General features: G+C 46.6%; 18 protein-coding genes. All 18 read right to left on the reverse strand.

Annotated features, from left to right (window positions below; translation table 11 throughout):
• Positions 1 to 127: 127 nt before the first annotated feature.
• The 18 genes from DESAC_RS01160 to DESAC_RS01245 all read right to left on the reverse strand — a co-directional run bounded on the left by DESAC_RS01160 (position 128) and on the right by DESAC_RS01245 (position 21,162).
• A complete protein-coding gene (locus tag DESAC_RS01160; protein ID WP_013705242.1) occupies positions 128 to 1,699 on the reverse strand; it encodes a Gfo/Idh/MocA family oxidoreductase in 1,572 nt (523 codons plus the stop codon).
• Between the two features lie 38 nt (positions 1,700 to 1,737).
• Positions 1,738 to 3,048, reverse strand: coding sequence for a nucleotide sugar dehydrogenase (locus DESAC_RS01165; RefSeq protein WP_013705243.1), 1,311 nt, complete (start codon positions 3,046 to 3,048; stop codon positions 1,738 to 1,740).
• Between the two features lie 97 nt (positions 3,049 to 3,145).
• Positions 3,146 to 4,153 (reverse strand): NAD-dependent epimerase, encoded by a 1,008-nt coding sequence (locus tag DESAC_RS01170; protein WP_013705244.1) that lies wholly within the window; start codon positions 4,151 to 4,153, stop codon positions 3,146 to 3,148.
• Between the two features lie 45 nt (positions 4,154 to 4,198).
• On the reverse strand, positions 4,199 to 5,923 hold the full coding sequence (locus DESAC_RS01175; RefSeq protein ID WP_169311483.1) for a polysaccharide biosynthesis protein: 1,725 nt from the start codon (positions 5,921 to 5,923) through the stop codon (positions 4,199 to 4,201).
• A 335-nt stretch (positions 5,924 to 6,258) separates the two neighbouring features.
• Positions 6,259 to 7,668 carry a VPLPA-CTERM-specific exosortase XrtD gene (xrtD, locus tag DESAC_RS01180; RefSeq protein WP_169311484.1) on the reverse strand — a complete coding sequence of 470 codons (1,410 nt, stop codon included), beginning with the start codon at positions 7,666 to 7,668 and terminating at the stop codon, positions 6,259 to 6,261.
• 85 nt (positions 7,669 to 7,753) lie between these two features.
• Positions 7,754 to 8,425, reverse strand: a complete 672-nt coding sequence (locus DESAC_RS01185) for an acetyltransferase (protein WP_013705247.1) — start codon at positions 8,423 to 8,425, stop codon at positions 7,754 to 7,756.
• Positions 8,426 to 8,445: 20 nt separating this feature from the next.
• On the reverse strand, positions 8,446 to 9,522 hold the full coding sequence (locus DESAC_RS14885; protein WP_013705248.1) for a peptidoglycan bridge formation glycyltransferase FemA/FemB family protein: 1,077 nt from the start codon (positions 9,520 to 9,522) through the stop codon (positions 8,446 to 8,448).
• Positions 9,519 to 10,643 carry a DegT/DnrJ/EryC1/StrS family aminotransferase gene (locus DESAC_RS01195; RefSeq protein WP_013705249.1) on the reverse strand — a complete coding sequence of 375 codons (1,125 nt, stop codon included), beginning with the start codon at positions 10,641 to 10,643 and terminating at the stop codon, positions 9,519 to 9,521. The genes DESAC_RS14885 and DESAC_RS01195 overlap by 4 nt, the downstream gene beginning before the upstream one ends.
• 99 nt (positions 10,644 to 10,742) lie before the next feature.
• Positions 10,743 to 11,357 (reverse strand): sugar transferase, encoded by a 615-nt coding sequence (locus DESAC_RS01200; RefSeq protein ID WP_013705250.1) that lies wholly within the window; start codon positions 11,355 to 11,357, stop codon positions 10,743 to 10,745.
• A gap of 78 nt (positions 11,358 to 11,435) precedes the next feature.
• The gene (locus DESAC_RS01205) at positions 11,436 to 12,575 is read right to left on the reverse strand and encodes an ExeA family protein (RefSeq protein ID WP_013705251.1); all 1,140 of its coding nucleotides are present in this window, start codon (positions 12,573 to 12,575) and stop codon (positions 11,436 to 11,438) included.
• Between the two features lie 7 nt (positions 12,576 to 12,582).
• Complete coding sequence (locus tag DESAC_RS01210) at positions 12,583 to 13,491, reverse strand: nucleotide-binding protein (RefSeq protein WP_013705252.1); 909 nt, start codon at positions 13,489 to 13,491, stop codon at positions 12,583 to 12,585.
• A 236-nt stretch (positions 13,492 to 13,727) separates the two neighbouring features.
• A complete protein-coding gene (locus DESAC_RS14890; RefSeq protein WP_013705253.1) occupies positions 13,728 to 15,467 on the reverse strand; it encodes a GumC family protein in 1,740 nt (579 codons plus the stop codon).
• A gap of 252 nt (positions 15,468 to 15,719) precedes the next feature.
• Entirely contained in the window at positions 15,720 to 16,931 is a 1,212-nt protein-coding gene (locus tag DESAC_RS01220; RefSeq protein WP_013705254.1) for a porin family protein, read from the reverse strand.
• A gap of 13 nt (positions 16,932 to 16,944) precedes the next feature.
• Positions 16,945 to 17,559, reverse strand: a complete 615-nt coding sequence (locus tag DESAC_RS01225) for a polysaccharide biosynthesis/export family protein (RefSeq protein WP_013705255.1) — start codon at positions 17,557 to 17,559, stop codon at positions 16,945 to 16,947.
• A gap of 585 nt (positions 17,560 to 18,144) precedes the next feature.
• Positions 18,145 to 18,666: a type 1 glutamine amidotransferase domain-containing protein gene (locus tag DESAC_RS01230; protein WP_013705256.1), complete on the reverse strand. Its 522-nt coding sequence runs from the start codon at positions 18,664 to 18,666 to the stop codon at positions 18,145 to 18,147.
• Between the two features lie 150 nt (positions 18,667 to 18,816).
• On the reverse strand, positions 18,817 to 19,794 hold the full coding sequence (locus tag DESAC_RS01235; protein WP_013705257.1) for an alpha-ketoacid dehydrogenase subunit beta: 978 nt from the start codon (positions 19,792 to 19,794) through the stop codon (positions 18,817 to 18,819).
• Positions 19,787 to 20,887, reverse strand: a complete 1,101-nt coding sequence (pdhA, locus tag DESAC_RS01240) for a pyruvate dehydrogenase (acetyl-transferring) E1 component subunit alpha (RefSeq protein WP_041283722.1) — start codon at positions 20,885 to 20,887, stop codon at positions 19,787 to 19,789. Before pdhA ends, DESAC_RS01235 begins: the two co-directional genes overlap by 8 nt.
• Positions 20,884 to 21,162 carry a thioredoxin domain-containing protein gene (locus tag DESAC_RS01245; protein ID WP_013705259.1) on the reverse strand — a complete coding sequence of 93 codons (279 nt, stop codon included), beginning with the start codon at positions 21,160 to 21,162 and terminating at the stop codon, positions 20,884 to 20,886. The genes pdhA and DESAC_RS01245 overlap by 4 nt, the downstream gene beginning before the upstream one ends.
• Positions 21,163 to 21,485 lie beyond the last annotated feature (323 nt).

Below are 21,485 nucleotides of genomic sequence, written 5' to 3' on the forward strand. Positions count from 1 at the left end.
AACGCCCAGACCTCCAGGTCTGGCGAGAAAAATATTGTTCAATCCTGGAGGTCTGAAGGGATGACAAAAAAGCCATTTTGCCAGAACTTCGTCTTATTGGTGAAAATCTGATGTGAAAGAATGAAGGTCAGTTTTCCTTTAAAGCCGTTAAGCCCTCGCCTGAACGCCGGTATGCATTGGCGCATTCAGGGCATTTCGCCGTGTCTCCCTCAAACTTCAGGGTTTTCCCGCACTTGCAGGCCCAACCGATCTGCCTGGCTGGCACCCCCACCACGATGGCATAGTCTGGGACATCCGTCTTTACCACCGCTCCGGCGCCCACTAGACAATATTTGCCGAGGGTAGTGCCACAAACCACGGTGGCATTGGCGCCGATAGTGGCTCCCTTTTTTACCAGGGTGTCCAGGAATTCACTTTTCCTCTCAATAAAAGCTCTCGGATTATAGACATTCGTAAAGACGCAGGATGGCCCGCAAAAAACCTCCTCCTCCAAGTGTACGCCTTTATAAAGAGAGACATTGTTTTGGATTTTGCATCTAGCCCCCAGACTTACCTGTGGACCGATGACTACATTCTGACCAATAGTGCAGTTTTCACCAATTCGGGAATCCTTCAGCACATGGGAAAAGTGCCATATTTTAGTACCCTTGCCGATCTGTACGCCGTCGTCGATAAAAGAACTTTCATGCACAAAGTAGGATCGGGCAGGTTCCACGGCGGCAGGTTTGATGAGGGTTAAATCTTTCTCTGCAATCTCGAGTATCTTTAGTACTCTGAGTCCCTCTGCCCCGTCCGTCTTTGGTTTCTTTCTCGTTAAGACACATTCGATAAAATGTTGCATTTCGGCTTTGAGTGGTTCGGCCTTCTCCAGAGAGACGGGTTCGTGCTCCGCCTTTTCCGCCACCGGGATTTTGCCTTCTTTCCACTGGATCTTGTGGTGATATAATTTCAGTTTTTCCTCACTTACATCATCAAACACCGCCATAGCTTTGGAACCGACCACCACGAGTTTTTGTTCCTTGAAGGGATGGAGCCAATTGACAAAAATATGTCCTTTGACACCGTTATTAAAATCCATAGTTGTCAGCGTGGTGTCATAGATTCCCTGGCTCACATAGGCCCCGCCAAAAGCTGATACCCTAACCGGCTCCTCTTCCAGCAGCATGAGAATAACCGAGATATCGTGGGGGGCGAAACTCCATAAGATATTTTCCTCAGTTCTTAGTTTGCCGATGCTGAGCCGGTTGGAGTAGATATATTGGAGTTTGCCAAGTTCACCGGCGGCGATGAGTTCTTTAAGCCTAGATACAGCCGGATGATATTGCAGGATATGCCCAACCATGAGAATCCGCTGGTTTTTCTGGGCCAGGTGGACGAGTTCCTCTCCCTCCTTAACGGTGAGGGCCAGGGGTTTTTCTACAAAAACATCTTTACCGGCATTGAGAGCTAGTTTGGTAAGCTCGAAATGCTTTGCCGCCGGCGCCGCTATAGCAATCGCCCGTATCTCTGGGTTCTGCAGCAAATCGCCAAATGACTGGGTATACTCGACCTGAGAGAACTGCTTTCTTCTTTGGGCTATAGTTTCCGGATCGGAATCACAAGCGGTATGAAGGGCACCCAGGTCATAAAGATTGCGGAGAATATTTTTCCCCCAATATCCAAGTCCTATTAAACCGATGCATTTTTCTTGAGTTGTCATAGCGGATTCCTTTGAAACGGATAATTCCTTCCTTTCTCTTAAGCCTTGATTACCTTGTCCGAAGGTATCTTTATAAGATTTCTGGTATCCACAATCAATTGAGAGTGCGCTACCAAAAAACCAGGGTCATAGACAGAATGATCAGTAGTAATTACGACACAGTCATATGCCTGGAGGTTGTCGGGAGTGAGTTCGATGGAACGGGTATTAAATTTATACCTTCGAGTTACCGGGACCACGGGAATGTAGGGATCATTATAATCCACTCTCGCTCCACGGGCTCCTAAAAGTTCGATGATTTTGAAAGCAGGAGTTTCCCGAGCGTCATCAACGTCCTTTTTATAAGCTATGCCGAGGACCAAAATTTTGGCTCCTTTCATTGGCTTGCCACAATCGTTGAGGGCTACCATGACCCGTTCAACGACAAAATATGGCATATTGATATTAATATCGCCGGCTAATTCGATGAACCTGGTGCTAAAATCATACTGTCTGGCTTTCCAGGTCAGGTAAAAGGGATCGATGGGAATACAGTGCCCGCCCAATCCCGGTCCGGGATAAAAGGCCTGAAAACCGAACGGCTTGGTTTTGGAAGCCTCGATGACCTCGAAGATATCTATCCCCATGCGCAGGCAGAGCATTTTTAATTCATTTACCAAGGCGATATTAACCGCCCGATAGGTATTCTCTAAAATCTTGCTCAGTTCCGCCGCTCTTGTAGAAGAAACTGGCACCACTCGGTCAATTATCTGATTATACAGAGCCACCCCGTGTTTTAGACAGTCATGAGTGATGCCCCCCACCACTTTTGGGATAGTTCGAACTTCAAATTGGGTATTACCCGGATCTTCCCGTTCCGGGGAATAAACCAGATAATAATCCTCGCCTACTCGGTATTTATCGGGCAACATGGGCAACATGACTTCATCCGTGGTGCCGGGATAGGTGGTAGATTCCAATGAAATAAGTTGACCAGGACGCATGGCTGCAGCGATAAGTTTCGTTGTATTTACCACATAGGTTAAATCAGGTTCCCGATTGGCGTCCAGCGGGGTAGGGACACAGATCAGTAAAATATCAGGTTCACCTAAACGCCGCATGTCAGCCGTTGCTTCAAACTGCGTCTGTCCACTGCGGCTTTGACGTAATTTCGCAATCCCCGTACCGGGAATATGTTTGATATAGGATTCTCCCTGATTGAGCATTTCCACTTTACGCGGGTCCAGATCAAAGCCAAGTATCCTGAATCCCACTTCACCGAAGCGCAAAACTAAAGGCAGTCCCACGTAACCCAGACCGATAACCCCGACAAAAGCTTGTTTCTGAGAAATCTTTTTGAGCAATTCCATTCTTTAGGCTCCTAAGGTTTATAGCGAGTCAGCAATCCTTACGTTCGCTGTCCAATAGGCTTAAACCGACAACCGGATGATATCCGTGAGGATATCCTTAGGATAAATAATATTTCTTATACCAATCGATAAATTTCCTGATGCCAACCTCGATAGGGGTTTGAGGTTTAAAACCCACGGCCTGCATCAGGTCATCGATATCAGCATACGTTGCCGGTACATCCCCCGGTTGCATAGGCAACATATTTTTTACTGCTTTTTTACCCAGGGCGTCCTCAATGACATTGATAAAATACATGAGTTCCACCGGATTGTTATTGCCGATATTATATAATTTGTATGGGGCGTAACTGCTGGCAGGATCAGGGTTATCACCCCGCCACCGCGGATTCGGCTCCGGCAGGTGGTCCAAGACCCTCCTGACCCCCTCCCCAATATCGTCTATATAGGTGAAATCTCGCTGCATTTTGCCGTAATTAAAGACATCGAGGGGCGTCCCTGATAAGATTGCCCGGGTAAAAAGAAAGAGGGCCATATCCGGTCGTCCCCACGGACCGTAAACCGTAAAGAATCTGAGGCCGGTAGTTGGCAGGCCATACAGACTGGCATAGGTATGCGCCATCAATTCATTCGCTTTTTTCGTAGCAGCGTAGAGAGACATGGGGTGATCGACATTCTGATGCACTGAAAAAGGCATATTGGTATTGGCCCCATAAACGGAGCTGGAGGAGGCAAAGACGAGATGCTTCACCTGTTGGTGACGACACCCTTCCAGGATATTTAAAAACCCAAAGACATTGCTTTCGACGTAGGCATAAGGATTGGCCAGGGAATATCTTACACCAGCCTGCGCCGCCAGATTAACCACCATATCAAATCGGTGTCGGGCAAAGAGGTCGGCCATTCCTCGTTTATCAGCCAGGTCTAATTTGATAAATTCAAAATTGCCTCTCTCAATCATCTTTAATCGGTCGATTTTTAATTGCGGATCATAGTAATCATTCAGATTATCGATACCAATGATTTGATCACCCTGTTGCACAAGTCTTTGCGCCAGATGTGCTCCGATGAAGCCAGCCGCGCCGGTTATCAATATTTTTCTCATATTTCCTTGACCGCGGTTCCCACTCAGACGTAATTCGAGGGTATGTTAATGTTGAGGAGGTGAATAGTTTTTAATAAGAATTTTAAATTTATCTATCAGGTTCTCTGCATCCCCTCGACGGACAATGCATTGAATATCATCTAAATGCCTCTCCCACACATCTTTTGACTCTACCGATCCGATGGCATAATCGATGAGTGGGTGATGCGAGGGTTGAGAAAGCTCTCCCTCGTTAAAGAGCTCCTCATACATTTTTTCTCCCTCCCGCAGACCGGTATATTTTATGGCAATATCTTTTCCGGGGGTTTTGCCAGCCAATAAGATAAGTTTTTCCGCCAGCTCCCGGATTTTCACCGGGCGGCCCATTTTGAGGACAAAGATATCTCCGCCCTTGCCCATATAGGCAGCCTGCAGGACAAGTTGCACCGCTTCCGGAATGGTCATGAAAAATCTTTCAATCTCCGGATGGGTGACATACAAAGGACCACCCTGGGCCAACTGGGTTTTAAAGATCGGAATAACGCTGCCAGCACTCCCGAGGACGTTACCAAACCTGGTAATGATAAACTTCGTGGTGTCACTATTCCCATTGCAGGCCCGGACATACTGTTCGGCTAAATGTTTACTGGCTCCCATAGCACTGGTAGGATTGACGGCTTTATCAGTGGAGATCATGACAAAATATTCTGTCCCGGTTTTCAGGGCAGCATTCACTAGATTGCGGGTGCCTAAAATATTATTATAGGCTGCTTCTATCGGACAGCGCTCCATTAAGGGCACGTGCTTATATGCGGCGGCATGAAAGATTATCTCCGGCTGGTACTTCTGCAATAACAGATTCAATCCCGGTGCATCGTTAATGCTGGCAATCAGGGCTTCGATGGCGGTATCAGGATAACGCCGTTTTAAGGCCAGTTCGGTTTCATACAGGCTATTTTCGTTGCGTTCCACCATGAGTAGTAGCTTGGGCTGGAATTGTGCCAGTTGACGGCATAACTCTGATCCGATAGAACCTCCGGCACCGGTGATCAGGACACTTCTTTGATGAATGAAGTCCCGCACCTGATCTCGTTCAATGTAGATGGGCGGACGGGGCAGAAGATCCTCCAACTCTATATCACGGACGTCCGCCATCCGGAAACGTCCGCCGATAACTTCGCTTAAAGAAGGAATTTTTTTGAACCGCACCTGCGACCGTTTGCATTCTTCGATAATATCACTAAGCTGATCCTCAGGAGCATCCGGCCAGGCAAAGATAATTTCCTGCACCATACTCTTTTCCACGGCGCGCGCAATCTGCGGGATTCCTCCTACAATGGGTACGTCGTAAACCCGATAGCCCCTCATCTTGATGTTCGGATCGATCACCGCCACTGGCAGATACTCACCACCATGGGCCAGCATCTCCCGAATGATGGGTTCTGTCTCCATTACCGGACCTACCAACATCACCCGCTTGGTATTGGAACTTCCGTCCGAGAGTCGATATCGCTCCCGAAAATGCCGTGCCGCAAAGCGGGCCCCACCGCTGAGAAAGACAAGCAGCATACAGTTTAAGGCAAATATCGAGCGCGGCGTGTACCCTAAGTAGGGACTAAGAAAAAAATCCAAAACCACCAGAGTGAGCATACTCATCAGGGAGGCACGTAAGATATTCTGCAGGTCGGCAAAACTCACATATCGCCAGAGACCACGGAAAAGGTCATGATAAAGAAAAAAACCCACCTGGACAACGAGCACCACCGGCATGGTCCGTATCATGATTGCCATATAGGCTTCCGGTATCAGACCTTCAAAACGTAAGTAATAGGATGCCCAGTAGGCCAGACAAAATATGGCAAGATTGAATAATATTACTGCTGCATATTTGTATGGTAATATTATTGCTAACAATTTATCTGTTATTCTATTTCGAACTATTAATTTCATTTCATTACATACTTTTACATTAAAATGTGGTAACATTATTCTCAAGCATTCAATTAGCAGGCTTTAATAGTTCCATCAGAGACCGAATATTAATCAATCTAATATTGTCGCGCAAATTACCTTAATATTGATCACAAGCAAAAGCAGTTTTCTGCGAGTTAAATAATATCTCCAATTTAATCAGGGATATATTGATTTAGAATTGGTATTAAACTATTGGCAAATGCCGTTAGTCTCTGCTGAGCTTGATCAGTATTACCATGGATGGGTATTGTTAACCGAATCAGAGAGCCATCGGTGCGCCGGCGGAGCAGGCCATCGTAAGCCATGAAAAATTTATTCAGGGTTTCGTCTACCAACCACCGTCCTCGTTGCATAAACCAGTAGTAGACCAACAACTTGGTGCCTAAGCGGTCAGTTACCATCCAGTTGACCGGTTTTCCGGGTGCGATTTCAATGACCTTAGCCTGTGCTATCCGCCATCCGCTGGCCGTGAAGCATCCTTTGGGAGAATGAACGAAACCACCGGCTTTTTTTTGGGTTTCATAGTAGGCAATCCAAAGCGTAATGAGGTCACCCTCCGGGTCGGAAAATTCTGCATAGAGGTGAGCATGCGATTTGGTTAGCGCTACCATAGCAGGATCGATATAGGCGTGGTGACCCTGCCAGGTATCGATGTTCATGGGAAAATTTTCAAACCCCTTTTTCAACGGATAATTGGGAGCATGCGAGGCGCGTTGGGCTACCGGAGTACAGAGGAGAATTACCCCCACTGCAGCAGCCGTATAAGACCACAGCGGCAAAGATTTTTTTGGCGGAGGCTGAATCTTATCCTCCTCGGGAGCCTGTTTAACCGAGGGAGGACTCAGCCGATTTAGCAGATAATTTACGACAGCAAGCATCACGAAGCAAAAAAGAAAAATGAGCCAGCCGGAAAAGGCATGCCAGAAACCTTCTACCAGAGCGGGAAAGATTCCCATTCCAGCAACCCGGAGACCATTGGCAAAAATAGTAGCCGGGATCAAGACAATCAGCAAGACCAGAACCTTCCAAGGCTTTCTCTGGTAAAAATAGCAATAGATAACTCCTAGGGCCAGCAAGGCCAGGATATAGCGCAGACCGCTGCAAGCATCGACAATCTGCATCTGGCGTAACCCAAGATCAATAATATTTCCCTGCCGCAAAACGGGGATGCCGATCAGATGGAGAAAAAATGCCGCTAATTGTGAAGAAATCAACTGCAGAGGTAGGGTAAGTTTATTCGTTATCAGCTCGGGCAGCGGAATCATCAATAACAACAACAAAAGCGGAAATATGAGCAGACGCAGTAATCTCCAGCCCCCCACCAGCAGTAAAATCCCGCCGAGGCACACCACGAACGAGACCCGCGGGACATAAAGGTCTGCCGCCAGTTCCCCGATGATGCTCAGGCCTATCCCGGCCACAATAATTGCCAGACCCCACCAGGATGGTCTCCAGGAGGTTCCCCGGATACGCGGCCATTTCTGATATACCAGATAAGCGCTCACCAAGGGAAGCAGGAGTCCGTAGGAATAATCATCATTGTGAAATAAATATAAAAACATTCGGGACAGAATTGGCCAGTAAAACCAAATGGTAATCGCACCAAGGATTGCCAATGAGGAGAGAGGGTATACCGCAGAGCTTTTATTATTCTGCATACATGGCTACCTTAAAATGAGAAGAGTGGTTTTGTCTGATAATGCGCGCTGGCACGCCCACCGCGGTGCAATGCGCCGGGATATCATCTATAACTACGGCGCCGGCGCCGATGGTAGCGTAGGCACCAATTGTTTTGCCAGGAATGATGATCGCCCCGGTCCCGATAAATGCGCCTTCCTCAATAGTGACATGGCCCGCTAGGTTGCAGCCGGGGGATATTTGGGCATAACTGTGAATGATATTATCGTGATCTATGGTGGCGCCGGTATTAAGAATAACATAATCTCCCAAAAGGGTTCCGGTATTAATGATAACCCCAGGGGCAATGAAATTTCCCATCCCCATCTGGATCCGGGGGGAGATGACGGTTAAAGGGTGGATAGCATTGATAGGACCGTGATTGCAATGTTGCTGCACCATACTGGCAATCTTTTTCCGATCGTGATTATTGCCGATAGCCACAAAATATTCCAAGGACTTATCTGCTAAAATGGGCGCAGAATCGGAAATCCGCCCGAAAATCGGGTAACCGTGCAGGAAAACGCCCTGTAAATTCGGATCATCATCAAAAAAACCTAAAACATCCCTGCCGGCGGCCTCCAATATTTCCAGGCAGACCCGGGCATGTCCCGAAGCCCCGATGATAAGTACTTTACTCATAATTCCTGGTGAACCCTGAATTATTGAGGAAAGCGATATAAGGGGAAAAAGACATCATGGCCCTGAAATTCTCCGGACGGAAAGCGAAGCTTGCATAGATAGTTATAATCATCAGAACGGTGAATGACACCAGATATACAATATTTTGTTTTTTTTGAAGAAAAAGATGACTTGAAGCAGGACAGGCTATCATTGGGTTGATATCCCCCCCCCAAATGAAGATATTTAAACCCCTGCTGCTTGGCCCAGAGAGCAACTTCATAGAGCAGTAGATTATTGCCAGCCAACTGCCTCATCTCAAACAATGAACCTGATAAAAAATAGTGAATATAGCTTCGACAAAATATAAAAATAGCTGAATTAATAATGTTATTTTTATAATATGCATGAAATAATGCATTGTTATTGTTCAATAATCTTCTTAAAGAATTAAACCAATTCTCAGAAAATTTATAATATTTGTGAGCTTTTAATCGATACATGGTCTTAATATATAATTCATAAAAATTTTTTAAATTGTCATAATTATCATCTTTTACAATTTTGATATTATTATTTATTGCCTTTCTAATTTTATTTCTACAAGTTGGTTCAAAATCTTTCCATATTGTATTGCTGTCGTTAGTTAAGTCAATGGTAACCGTTTCCCGTGATTGGGTTATTTTAATGTCTTGAGGCGCATATAATGCATTGTTTATGATTGGATGAAATCTGATAAATTCTGAAACGATATGTTGACTCTGGCAGTAATTGTTAAAATAATTAGCAAATATTTCCATATTTACATTACTACTATTGCGCAGATACCCTCCGTAGCCATACGGCGAAGCTATGTCAAAGTAATCGGCGATTGTGGTGTGAAAATTGTCGAGTTCTCCAATAGGCCGCTTCAAAAATGGGTAGATCGCCAGGTCCGACTCTGATTGATGGTAAACAAATAAATACGGCTTGCCATCACCGTGCAATTCAAAGAGGTGGGCGTATTCAGGGAAGAAAAAGATATCTATATCCTCAAAGGAATCGCATATTGTCTGCCATTTTTGTCTTTCCAGAGGATTGTCGTACGCTAATATTTCCCAGTACGGCATTTGGTTCATTCGAGGATTGCTCGGCTTATTTTGATTACTTCAAAAACCATCGCTTGGGTCATATGCGAAAACAAAGGCAAAGCCAAACCTGAAGCCGCCGCCGCCTCAGTCACCGGCAACTTCCCCCGGTAGAATTGCCCCATCGTCTGATAGACCTTCTGCAGATGCAGGGCGGGAAAGAAATATTTTTTGGCCTGAATCTGATGCTCTTTGAGATATTGATAGACTTCATCCCGACTGTGTTTGGCCTCCTGACCGTCTATAAAGATGGTAAAGTAGTTACCGGAGGATTGATACCCTTCCGGGGTTTCTTGAAACCTTACTCCTTTCAGCCCCTTGAGACCTTCCCGGTAGATCTGCATTAATTCTTGGCGACGTGATATCAGATGCTCTCGGTGGGCAAAGTTATAATAGGCGACAATAGCATCGACTTCCGGGACACGGGCAGAAAGTCCCAGCCAAGCGATATCTTCGGCATCCGGAGTCTTCCCATAATCCCGCATCTGCCGGAGAGTTTGGGCTAATTCGGCATTAGATGTAGTAACCAGTCCTCCCTCCATGGCGCTGATTACCTTAGTAGGACTCATAGAAAAAATCTCCGCTTCGCCAAAACTGCCGGCATATCGCCAGACGCCGTTGCGGTCAAGATATCTGGACCCCAAACCCTGAGCAGAGTCATAGACCAGGTGTACGCCATGCTCCCTAGCAATCTCTGCAAAGGCTTCATAATCAGGGGGGCAGCCAAAGACATTCACCGGCATAAGCACCGACGTCCGGGGAGTGATAGCCTGCACCGCCTTTTCCGGGTCCAAGGTGTAGGCACCCGGGCTTATATCGGCAAAGACTGGGATCAGATTATTCCAGACCGCCGCATGAGCCGTCGCTGTCCATGTGAAGGCCGGCATAATAGCTTCTCCCTCTACTTCCAAAGCTCGCAGCACCAACATTAAGCCTGCGGTGCACGATTGCATCATAATAACGTGGGGAATTTCCAGTTGTCGCTCAACCTCCGCCTCCAAACGCCGGGTAAACTGACCGGTAGTTACCTGTCCGCTCTCCCAAGCCTGGCGAAAATCTCTGATGACGGCGTCCCAGTTCATAAGAGTCGGTTTAACAATAGGAATCATCATATTCTTCTTTTCGGCAAAGCTCGTTCTTAAAACCAATGATTATTAAAGTCGGCAAACCTGGCAGGGAAGAAAAATGCTGCACGGAAAATATGGCCTCGTTCAGGTCGCTGGCACTCTTGAAGGTCGAAAGTCATAGTTAATGCCGTCTGGTCCATAAAGACCTTCGCGGCGAATAACGGTTCCAATAGTACGGCCCAAAATCTGGACATCTAATTTCAGAGACCAGTTGTCTACATACCAGATATCCAACTTAATCCGCTCCTCCCAAGGAATGGCGTTGCGCCCGTTAATTTGCGCCCAACCGGTAATCCCTGGCTTCATTGCCAAACGCCTCCGCTGGAATGCATCGTAGGCTACAACCTGATAACGTAAAGTGGGACGCGGACCGATAATGCTCATTTCACCCCTTACAACATTGAAAAGTTGGGGAAGCTCATCCAGGCTGGTGTTACGCAAAATTTTACCTACCGCAGTAATACGGTCGTCATCTACCGCTATATTCAAACCCAGGCCTTTACTGGCGGCATTATCAACCATAGTGCGGAATTTATAGGAAGTAAAAGGTTTACCGTTTTTCCCGATCCGCTCCTGGCGGAAAAAAGCGGGACCGGCACTGTCAATTTTTATAATTCCGGCAATGATCCAAAAAATTGGACTTAAGAGAATGAGAGCACCCCAAGACAGGCAGAAGTCGATGAAATTTTTGATTCTCACAATATCTTTAACTCGGGCGAGAATTGATGATAATTAAAGATAAAAATGGGCAATTTCGACGATCTCGCGATGACGTGCTTAAGGTTTCTTCCACCATCGCCCCCACCAGGGTGTGGGTTTTTCCTGAACCGGTTCGCACTCCGCTACTTCTAATGTGTTTGGCGGCGCTGCAATTGGCTCGGAGGATGGCAGTTCTGGCGCCCCTGGCTCCGTTCTGGCGAAGAATTGAGTTATAAGCGGAATCAAATGATTATTGATCTCCAATACCAGTCCTTCCAATCGGGTCAGCCGACCGGCTAAATCAGTGAGCTCAGATGACAAACGCTGACTGTTTCCCCCGGTCAACTCCCCTCCCTGAGTTGGGGGGGAACTCCCATCGTCCGTCGCCCTTCTACACCCTTCTTCATCCTCTCCTTCGAGGGTTCCTCCCTGTGAAGCCACCACAGTATCGATGAATTCGGCATCAAGTTCCTGCCGGCTCTCGGCAAATCCGGCTACTAAAGCCAGATCGCACCAAGCATTGATGCGTCTCGGCACCCCTCGGGTGTATTCGTAAATCCGATCAAGCGCCGCCTCGGTAAATATGCTGCTGCCGCCCGCCCGATGGATGCGAAATTTAATATATTCCCGAGTCTCAAGCCGTTCGAGGGGCCGCAGGTGATAGTGAACAGCAATCCGCTGAGCCAGTTGGCGGAGGCTGGGGTGCTTGAGCTTGTCCCGCAATCCGGGTTGGCCAACTAAAATAACCTGCAGGAGAGGGTCCTTACCGGTCTGCAGATTTGACAAGAGACGCAATTCCTCCAAGGCTTCGGGTCCCAGATTCTGGGCCTCATCTACCAACAGTACCACATGCTCGCGCCGGGCATAGGCTGAAACCAGAAATTGATTAAAAGCGGCCAACCGGGCGGCTCGACTGCTAAACCTGCCGCGCACTTCAAATTCCTGCAATAACAATTCCAGGAGATCCTCAGCTCCCACCGAAGTCTGATAAAGAACCCCCAGTCTATGGTTACCGCTATAATTTTTGAGCAAAGACTTGATCAGGGTTGTTTTGCCTGCGCCGATCTCTCCGGTAAGCACGACAAATCCTACCTTTTGGCTAATCCCGTATTCCAAGTAAGCCTTGGCCAGCTTATGCTGGGGGCTGAGATAAAGGTAGTCAGGGTCGGGAATCAGATTGAACGGGCGTTCGCTTAATCCATAAAAAGCTTCATACATAATAACACTATCCGAAAATTCTAAATTTGGATTTCTTGGGCTCTCTTGATTGATAATAGTCGTAGTAACTTCCCTGATCTTTTTTCTTAACTTTATTCAAAACTAGGCCTAACAGGTTAAAGTCTTTTAGCATCTCAATTCCTTGTTCTATCTGGTCGCATCTGGTGCGCCCCGCTTCCACTACCATAACTATGCAGTCCATCAGCGGCGCAAAAGCCAAGGCGTCAGCATACGACAATAAGGGTGGTAGATCAAACAGTACATAACGATCTTCATAACAGTGCTTCAATTCTTGCACCAGATCCACCATCTGCGGCGATTTAATAAGTTCGGCAGCGTCACCTGTAGCCCTGCCCGCCGGTAAGACTACCATTTTATCAATACCTTCAGGGTGAATCAATAATTCAGGAATAGGAATTCCGTCTTTAAGATAATCTACCAGTCCTCTTCGAGGTGAGAGTCCCAGGTATCTATGTATGGTAGGATTTCTAAGATCAGTATCAACAAGTAATACTGTCTTATCGATTTCTTGGGCGATACTGATAGCTATATTGAGAGTAGTTAACGTTTTCCCTTCATTTAATTGCGGACTGGTAAACATAATTGTATTATAATTATTCTTTTTTGTTTTATGGATAATATGTGTCCGCAATAACTTATATTCCTCGGTAATATCAGGAAATTCATCTCCTACTATTATATAATTTTTAGCTAATAATTTCATATCAACCGGATATGTTTTGGTTGTCGTATAGCAAATATCTTTAACCGGTCCGGCATAACCCACAGACCCTGCTACCGGCAGAGGCTTCCGGGAATTTTCAGCCCAAGGAGCTTTTATATCCTCTTCCACCTTAGGTTTATCCTTCTGGCGCGCCGCCTGAGCCCGTTCCAAAGCTTTATCGATAAAACTCAAGGTTTACCCCCCTGCAAAATGGAAATGCCTATATATCCTAATCCGATTAATTTGCCGGTAAATCCAGATCTCCGAGTCTGGCGAGAAAAATATCGGTCAGACCAAGAGGTCTGACTTACCGGATCTTCCATTATAATGCTCATTACCTGTCCGTCACCCGCGAACCCTGCGGATAGGCTGGCGGCAATTTGCCGGCTCCAATCCGTTTAACCCGGAACTCAAAACTTATTTTCCTACTAGATAGATTTGTTTGCCAGTCTCAGCAGGCGAGCTGTTACTACCCAGAGGTCCATATAAAAGAAATGTAAAAAAACAATAACAAGTAGTAAGGATAAACCACTGGCCGCCAGAATAATCCAACGGCGCTTTTTTATTAAGTTAACTTCCTCGGTGTGTTGCATGCTGCTTATGGTGCCTAATATCGGTAATTCGGTCAGCCAAGCCAACTCATCAGCGTCCTTCACCGATTGATCGAGCTGATCGGTCGCTATTACTAAGCCGACGCCAGCAGCGAGACCCAATAATAATCCAACCGCCATGATAAGGATGCGATTGGGCGAAACCGGTTTTTCCGGGAAACTGGCGGGATCAATAAGAGTGAACTTTTCGGCTTTCTGGTGTTCTTCCATGCCTTCGGCGATGCGGGCGGTTAAAAGTTTATTCATGACCTCCTGGTATTTATTATGGGAGTTTTGATAGTCCCGCATCAGGGCTATATATTCCTGCTCGATTTTAGGGGTCGCCTCCAATCGTTCCCGATAGATTTTAACTTTTTCGCGTAGATCAGCCTGTTGCTTTTTTAGCATGGCAATTTCATTATCCGCCGCCTGGATATTGGCGTTGATACCGATATAGGAGGGATTATTGGGATTCAAGATAGGTCTGGCAGGTACTTCAGCCACATCTTTTTCTTGCTCTAATTGAGCGATAGTTTTCTGAAGTTTCTTGATTTCAGGATGTTCAGCAGTTAATTTACCTTGTTTTTCAGCTAACTCCAACTGCAAAGCCGCCAGTTTTTGCCTTTTCACCGAAGCACCGCCTCCCTGGGCGCCTACCAATTTCTCCAATTCGACAATCTCACGTCTGATTTTTCTGACATCAGGATGATCTTCAGCATGATTGGCCAGGGCTGACTGCAGCATCACCCTTAACATATAGAGCCGGGCCTTCGGATCCATAACTGACTCTTGCCCTACAATCGGCAGGTCAGGATTGATGGTGGCTAATTGCCCTTCCAAATACGTTTTACGATCCACGATTGCCCGGAGTTGATTGTCGATCTGTTTGATCTCATTTTCCAGCCGTTCGGCCTGAGAGAGGTTATGCGCTTTTAATTCTGGAAGGGTATGTTCATGTTTTCCTTTAAAATCTGAAACTTTATTTCCGATGCTAGATAATTGCTCTTCAAGTTGTCTTAGCTCAGCTTCAAGAAATTTTGTCGTGGTTTCAGCTTTTTCCTGCCGATCCTTGAGGTTCTGCTCCAGATAAAGAGAGGCCAAGTTTCCCGCAACCTTCTGTACGACAGCAGGATTCTGTCCCCGATAAGCGATGGTAAAGGCAATCGTCATACTATCTTTGCCGGAACGTTTGCCTTTCTGCCCCAAATCTGCGCTTATGGTATCTATAGCAATATCATTGCGCATCTTATCGATTATTTCTTCTTGAGTAAATTTTTCCCGAAGATTTTGATAGAGATTCATCTGTTTGATGATCTCCCAAAGTTTAGTCCGAGACAAAATCTGTTGAGTAATGCTTTGAATACGCTCGTCAGCAAAACCTGTTACAGTTGTCCGAACCAAATCTGGCGGAATCTGTTGCTCTTCGATTAAGATGGTTGAGCTTGATTCATAGATTGTAGGCAATAAATACGCTATCAAGAAACTAATAAAAAATATTAAAATTACTGATAAAAATAAGTATAATATTTTTCTCTTAAATAAATAAATATAATAATGGAAATTTTTCGGTTTATTCATATTAAACGACCTTTAGACCTATAGTAATACTTCAGCTATCTGAGATTAGATCAAGGAATGGTGGGCGGTGCTTTCCCTACATTTAAAAACTTCGATTTCTCGATAATTGCCATTACCTGTAGGTCACCCGCAAAGCATGAAAATCATCTGCCGGTGCCACCGGCTTCCAGCCTGTGCAGAAATCATTTTCTTATTAACTCAAAACTCGGAATTTTTTTTCTGACTAACAACCGGAAACTTGTTTTGGGTAATTTAATATTGAGCATGAATCGGATACGTATAATTGAGAGATAGCCAAATACTATGCACTGGAAGGTTATAATCTGAATTGCCGCTAACGCTTCTATAAGCAAAACCGTACGAAGTGTTAAGAATTAGTCTTTCGGTTATGTTATATTTTAATCCCGGTCTTATGCCAATATACTGAGAATTGTAATTACTTCCAGGGTCATCGAGGGTTGAGGTATGAAAGTAGGGTCTGAGAGTACCGGTTAGTTTCTCAGTGAATCTCTGATTAATGAATACATCAAAATTATTGTATTGCGATAAGTTGCCGTAAGCTGAAGCCGATTCGCTCCGACTATAGCTCAGTGTCAGATCGCCGGTCTGCCAACGGCCAGTAGTAGAGAGAGTAAAAAAAGGGGAGAAACTCGAACTCCTGCGAGTTGCTTGCTTGAAAGTAATGAACCCGGATTCATCGTCAAAACTCAACACCCCAGTGCTGCTTTTCATCTTAGTGTAATTAGCACCCCCTAATAACGTAGCATCCCAGTTTTCAGAAAATTTTCGATTAAAACCCACCTGCACTCCCAAACTGCTGATTGTATCATTCGTGTCATATTCGGTAAAGTTTCCTATAAGCACTTCTTTAAGCGTAGTTTTTTCATCCCATAAATAGTCAAAATTCAAGAATACCCCATGACGCCGGAAGTCGCGATACTGCGGATCCTCGTATTCTACCATATTAAAATTATACCCCAGCGAGGAAGAGAGCCTTTCCGTAATAGAATAAGTAAACCCCGGATTAAATGAATAGGAATTCCTCAGACTGCGATTAAGCATCGTGCCGGAGGCGATAAGTTCTTCCGTAAGCGTCGAATCACTGATAAAGGAAGCCCCCAGGTTCAGGCGGATACGTTCCCACGCCTGGTGTCTGGCGTCAATCAGGTATCTCTGATTAATCTTATCTAAATGGGAATAAGTTATATAATGCATTCCGGTTATTCCCACCATTCCTTTTAGTTGGGTCAATTCAGTATTATAGCTAAAACTGACATTTGGCGTGGCCGACAAGATATAATCTTTCAACCTGGATCGGGGAGAAGCATTAAGATTGCTGTTATACTCTCCCTTGGTTTCAATATCAGCCAACACTGCCCAATCGGCCGCGGTTCCTGATGTTATCTCCCCTAACACCAAGAAAAGTGCGCACAAACAAAAGAAACCCGTTCTCCCCTTGGCCATGGATTCTCCCCTTTTATGGCACCACTACCACATCCCCCGGTAGTAAAGTAATGTTTTGACCTAAAAGCTGTCCCCTTGACACTTCTTTATAATTAAAAGGGTAAACCTGATCTTGACCACCTTCTTTGCGGAGAACCACAATCGAGCTGGGCGAAGCAAATGGCGTCAATCCCCCCGCCATAGCAATCGCCTGCAAGACCGTGGTTGGCCTGCCGACTAAAAATTCCCCCGGCTTATTTACCTTTCCGGTCACATAAAATTTGTAATGTTGCGTTTTGAGTAAAATTACTGTTACAGAAGCGTCTGTGACAAATTTCTCCAACCGCTTCGAGATATCATCCTGTAATTCCTTAACCGTCTTCCCGGCTGCGGGGATTTCACCAATCAAGGGATAAGACATCTTACCGTCTGGCCGCACTATCAACTGTTTGGTCAGATCAGGCTCCTTCCAAACGGAAATTTCTACAATATCTTCCGGCCCTAACTGATACTTCTCCTGATCCGGGGCAGCTACCTCCGCCGCCGCCGCTTCAGCTTCGACAATCGGACTCGTCCGGGGAGTACAACCAAAAAAGCAAAACGTTATGAGCATAATACCCAAAATAAACTCTTTGCGACATTTTTTCATAACTTATCCCCTTTAGCAAAACTAACCTTGAAAAATAATTAAAGTCAAGATGAAAATCCATGGCCTGATTTTGATTGATTTCCTCTTATTTGATGCAAAATATAAGCCAAGATGCGCTTTCCCCGACCTCTGGACCTCATCCGACCTTTACCGGACCAGAATGGCCAGATTATTCCGAGATTTTTCTAGTTCGGAATAATTCCGCCACCGATCAAGGTCGCCCTCCTGCAGAATCTTCTTTCGGTTTGTGCGCAGTTCAATGTTCATAATAATTGACATTTGATTCAATAAATTGAACTAAAAAAGATTATTAAGCCTATATCCCCAATATTGGACTATAAATGTTCCATAAAATTGTCTTTTCAGATGATCATAATGTCTCTGATTATAACCTATGTTTAGTATCGCAAACATAGCTTATCGATAACACTCCGGTTGTTTGGGGCAAATACCAGATTCCCCCTTACGGATGGACCTGTCAGTACTGAAGGGCTGTAGGGTGGGCACTACCCGCCATTCCTCGATTTATTCTCTCCGATAGCCGAAGTATTACGGCTGTCGATGTCTCTGCCTCGTCCGATGCGGTCATCTGCTTAAGGCCGCAATGATCTCGCGACAAAAGGCTGGCAGGTCCTCCGGCTTCCGTGAGGTGATCAGGTTACCATCCACCACTACTGCCGCATCGTAAAAATGCGCCCCGGCATGGACCAGATCGTCTTTAATGGCAAAAAAGGCGGTCAGTTTTTTTCCTGCCACGATATTGGCACTGGCCAACATCCAGCCGCCATGGCAGATGGCAGCCACTAGTTTCCCCTGTTCCCCCATGTCTCTGACCAGTTTTACCATGGACGGATAGCGTCGCATGATATCCGGCGCATATCCCCCCGGAATGATTACACCATCAAAATCGTCGGCCTTAACCTGATCGGCAAACAGGTCCACCTTCACCGGATAACCTAATTTGCTGGTGTGTTCTCCGGCACTCCCGGAGCCGACCACTACCACGGTGGCGCCTTCCTCCTGCAATCTCAGCAAAGGATACCAGATTTCCAGCTCCTGATATAAATTCTCAGCTAGCATTGCCACTTTCTTTCCTTGCAGCCGCATAGCTTGCCTCCCTTTATCAATAACTTAAACAATTGACCGGAAATTTTTTCAACCCCTTGACGCGGCATCATGGTCTTAGTTCTGAGAGAGAAGAGAAATCCTTCCCTTCCAAAGCCTTTCTAATATAATTTTCAATTTACAGGATATTCATTAGAACTGTGCGATTTTTCGAATAGCTCGGCTGATGCGGAAGACATCCGGCAGGAAATGCTCTTCTAATTTCAGCAACGGCGGAATCGTATCAAAACCCGTTACCCTCTCCAGGGGCGCGGCCAGGGACAGGAATGCCTTTTCATTGATTCGGGCAATAATCTCCGCCGCCATGCCACAGGTGCGGCAGGCTTCATGAACTATTACTCCACACCCGGTTTTTTTGATTGATTGCACGATGGTATCGTCATCCAGAGGTGAAATGCTTCTGAGGTCGATAACCTCCACAGCGATCCCTTCCGGCTCCACCAGTTCCGCCGCCCGCATTACCTCCCGAACCATTGCCCCCCAGGCCACTGCCGTCACGCTTTTACCTGAGCGGATGATGTTTGCTGTTCCCAAAGGCACGGTATATTCTCCCTCGGGCACTTCTTGCCGTATAGCCCGATAAATCCGCTTCGGCTCGAGAAACATTACCGGGTCAGGGTCGCGCAATGCCGAAATCAGCAGCCCTTTGGCATCATAAGGATTGGATGGTATGACCACTTTGATACCGGGAATATGGGCCAAGATTGATTCGATACTCTCGGAATGATGTTCTGGTGCATGAATGCCTGCCCCATACGGCATACGCACCACCAGCGGTACTGTATGCCGCCCCCGCGTACGGTTTCGGTATCGGCTGATATGGCAGATTATCTGATCTAGGGCGGGAGGCAGAAAACCCATAAATTGAATTTCCACTACCGGTTTGAGGCCTCCCAGGGCCAGACCGAGAGCCGTACCGACGATTCCCGCTTCCGCTAGCGGGGTATCAATCACTCTATTCACCCCGAATTGAGACTGTAAACCGTCGGTAACCCGAAAGACCCCGCCCAACCGGCCCACATCCTCACCCAACACAATAATGCGCTCATCCCGACCCATTTCTTCGGCTAAGGCGAGGTTGATCGCTTCCACCAGATTGAGCTTAGCCACGATCGAACTCCCTTTGCGCGGCCAGAATGCGATGGTAGTATTCTTTTTGCCAGGTCAAATAGGGTGGCATCTGGGAATAATGGAAATCAAACAGGTCATCGGGATTGAGCGAGATCATTGCCTCTGCTTCCCGAGCTTCCCCTCTTGCCATCTGTTCGTAACCCTCCCGACGTTCTCTCTCAATGTCGTCAGTGATAAGGCCTTTTCTTTCGAGATATATCCTCACCCGCCGTAATGGGTCAAACGGCTCACGTTCTTTCACCTCATCCGGTGTCCGGTATCGGTTCGGATCATCGGCCGTGGTATGTGGACCCAACCTATACGTCTGAGCCTCGATCAGGATCGGTCCGCCACCTTCCCTAGCCCTCGACACCGCCGCCTGAGTTGCGGCATATACCGCCAACAGGTCATTGCCATCAACCATTAGGCCTGGGAAACCGTAGCCGATGGCCTTTTGTGCCAGGGTCGGGGTTGCCGTCTGTTGCGAGCGCGGCACCGAGATCGAATATTGGTTATTTTGGCAGAAAAATACATTGGGGGTGAAAAAAACACCGGCAAAATTCATCGCTTCATGGAAGTCGCCTTTGGAAGTAGCGCCGTCACCGAAATAAATCAGGTTGACGGCGCGCTCCCCTTTCAACTTGGCCGCCCATGCCAGACCTACTCCGTGCAGCGTCTGCGTGCTCACCGGCGCACAGATGGGCAGCACATTGACTCCTTCCGGGAAATGGCTGCCCCACTCGCTTCCCATCCAATACAGATAGATTAACTTTAGGGGAACGCCTCTTAAGATCATAGCCCCCGTTTCTCGAAATGACGGGGTCAGCCAGTCTCCTGTCTCCAGGGCCGCCGCGCTGCCGATGTTTGCCGCCTCTTGTCCCAAGGTCGGCGGATAGGTGCCCATGCGGCCAGCTCGCTGCAGCGTCAACGCCTGCTGATCGGCTGCTCGCAACATCACCATCTTATCATACAACTCGAGCACCATCTCATCCGTAAGTACCGCCGGACGCAGTTCTTCCCCGATGAGGTTACCTTCTTCATCTAAGATCTCTACCCGTTTGCCGGAAAGTGGGTTAAAATCTTCCAGATTCATGATGCCTTCCCGCCTGTGGCCCACTGTCGCAGCGCCTCATAAGAAACCGTCCCGCACAGCCATTGCCTCGTGCGGGTGTTGTAGAAAAACGGCACCCCACCGCAAAACCCCTGATCATATGACTTCAAAAGCGTTGCATTGGCTTGATTGTGCCAGACTTCCAATCGGGTTACGGAAACGCCCAATTCCTCCTCCAGACGTTCGATGAGCGGCTCTAGCGTTTTACAATGGACGCATTCAGTACCGAAAAATTCCAATAAATGAGAAACCTGCATGCCTGATTCTCCTCAGTCCATCGAGTTCCTCAGCAGAAGCCTCAGACCGATTGATATTGAAGAAAAATAATCGCTGCGGATAGACCAAAAAGTATATGGATAATCACCAAAACCGAAACAAAGTACGCTCAAGTTGGCTGAACCCACTTCTCAATACAGTCCTGTCCTCAACGGGAGGCAGAACTTTGGTTATTATATACATTATAATATTAGGAAAGAATACTATAGAGTTAAGTTTTTTAATTTGCAGTTTGAATGGAAAGGCAACTTATGTATAACTCATCTTCTACAGCCATTATATAATTAAAAGATTTAAGCCTTTA

The organism is Desulfobacca acetoxidans DSM 11109 (genome assembly GCF_000195295.1).
GTDB lineage: Bacteria > Desulfobacterota > Desulfobaccia > Desulfobaccales > Desulfobaccaceae > Desulfobacca > Desulfobacca acetoxidans.

What these genes read in the sequence shown, in the direction of transcription:
- DESAC_RS01220 (WP_013705254.1), bottom strand. Translation starts at nt 16,931, where the DNA reads ATGGCCAAGGGGAGAACGGGTTTCTTTTGTTTGTGCGCACTTTTCTTG.
- DESAC_RS14890 (WP_013705253.1), bottom strand. Translation starts at nt 15,467, where the DNA reads ATGAATAAACCGAAAAATTTCCATTATTATATTTATTTATTTAAGAGA.
- DESAC_RS01165 (WP_013705243.1), bottom strand. Translation starts at nt 3,048, where the DNA reads ATGGAATTGCTCAAAAAGATTTCTCAGAAACAAGCTTTTGTCGGGGTT.
- DESAC_RS01160 (WP_013705242.1), bottom strand. Translation starts at nt 1,699, where the DNA reads ATGACAACTCAAGAAAAATGCATCGGTTTAATAGGACTTGGATATTGG.
- DESAC_RS01225 (WP_013705255.1), bottom strand. Translation starts at nt 17,559, where the DNA reads ATGAAAAAATGTCGCAAAGAGTTTATTTTGGGTATTATGCTCATAACG.
- xrtD (WP_169311484.1), bottom strand. Translation starts at nt 7,668, where the DNA reads ATGTTTTTATATTTATTTCACAATGATGATTATTCCTACGGACTCCTG.
- DESAC_RS01170 (WP_013705244.1), bottom strand. Translation starts at nt 4,153, where the DNA reads ATGAGAAAAATATTGATAACCGGCGCGGCTGGCTTCATCGGAGCACAT.
- pdhA (WP_041283722.1), bottom strand. Translation starts at nt 20,887, where the DNA reads ATGAATCTGGAAGATTTTAACCCACTTTCCGGCAAACGGGTAGAGATC.
- DESAC_RS01230 (WP_013705256.1), bottom strand. Translation starts at nt 18,666, where the DNA reads ATGCGGCTGCAAGGAAAGAAAGTGGCAATGCTAGCTGAGAATTTATAT.
- DESAC_RS01245 (WP_013705259.1), bottom strand. Translation starts at nt 21,162, where the DNA reads ATGCAGGTTTCTCATTTATTGGAATTTTTCGGTACTGAATGCGTCCAT.
- DESAC_RS14885 (WP_013705248.1), bottom strand. Translation starts at nt 9,522, where the DNA reads ATGAACCAAATGCCGTACTGGGAAATATTAGCGTACGACAATCCTCTG.
- DESAC_RS01185 (WP_013705247.1), bottom strand. Translation starts at nt 8,425, where the DNA reads ATGAGTAAAGTACTTATCATCGGGGCTTCGGGACATGCCCGGGTCTGC.
- DESAC_RS01175 (WP_169311483.1), bottom strand. Translation starts at nt 5,923, where the DNA reads ATGGCAATCATGATACGGACCATGCCGGTGGTGCTCGTTGTCCAGGTG.
- DESAC_RS01195 (WP_013705249.1), bottom strand. Translation starts at nt 10,643, where the DNA reads ATGATGATTCCTATTGTTAAACCGACTCTTATGAACTGGGACGCCGTC.
- DESAC_RS01205 (WP_013705251.1), bottom strand. Translation starts at nt 12,575, where the DNA reads ATGTATGAAGCTTTTTATGGATTAAGCGAACGCCCGTTCAATCTGATT.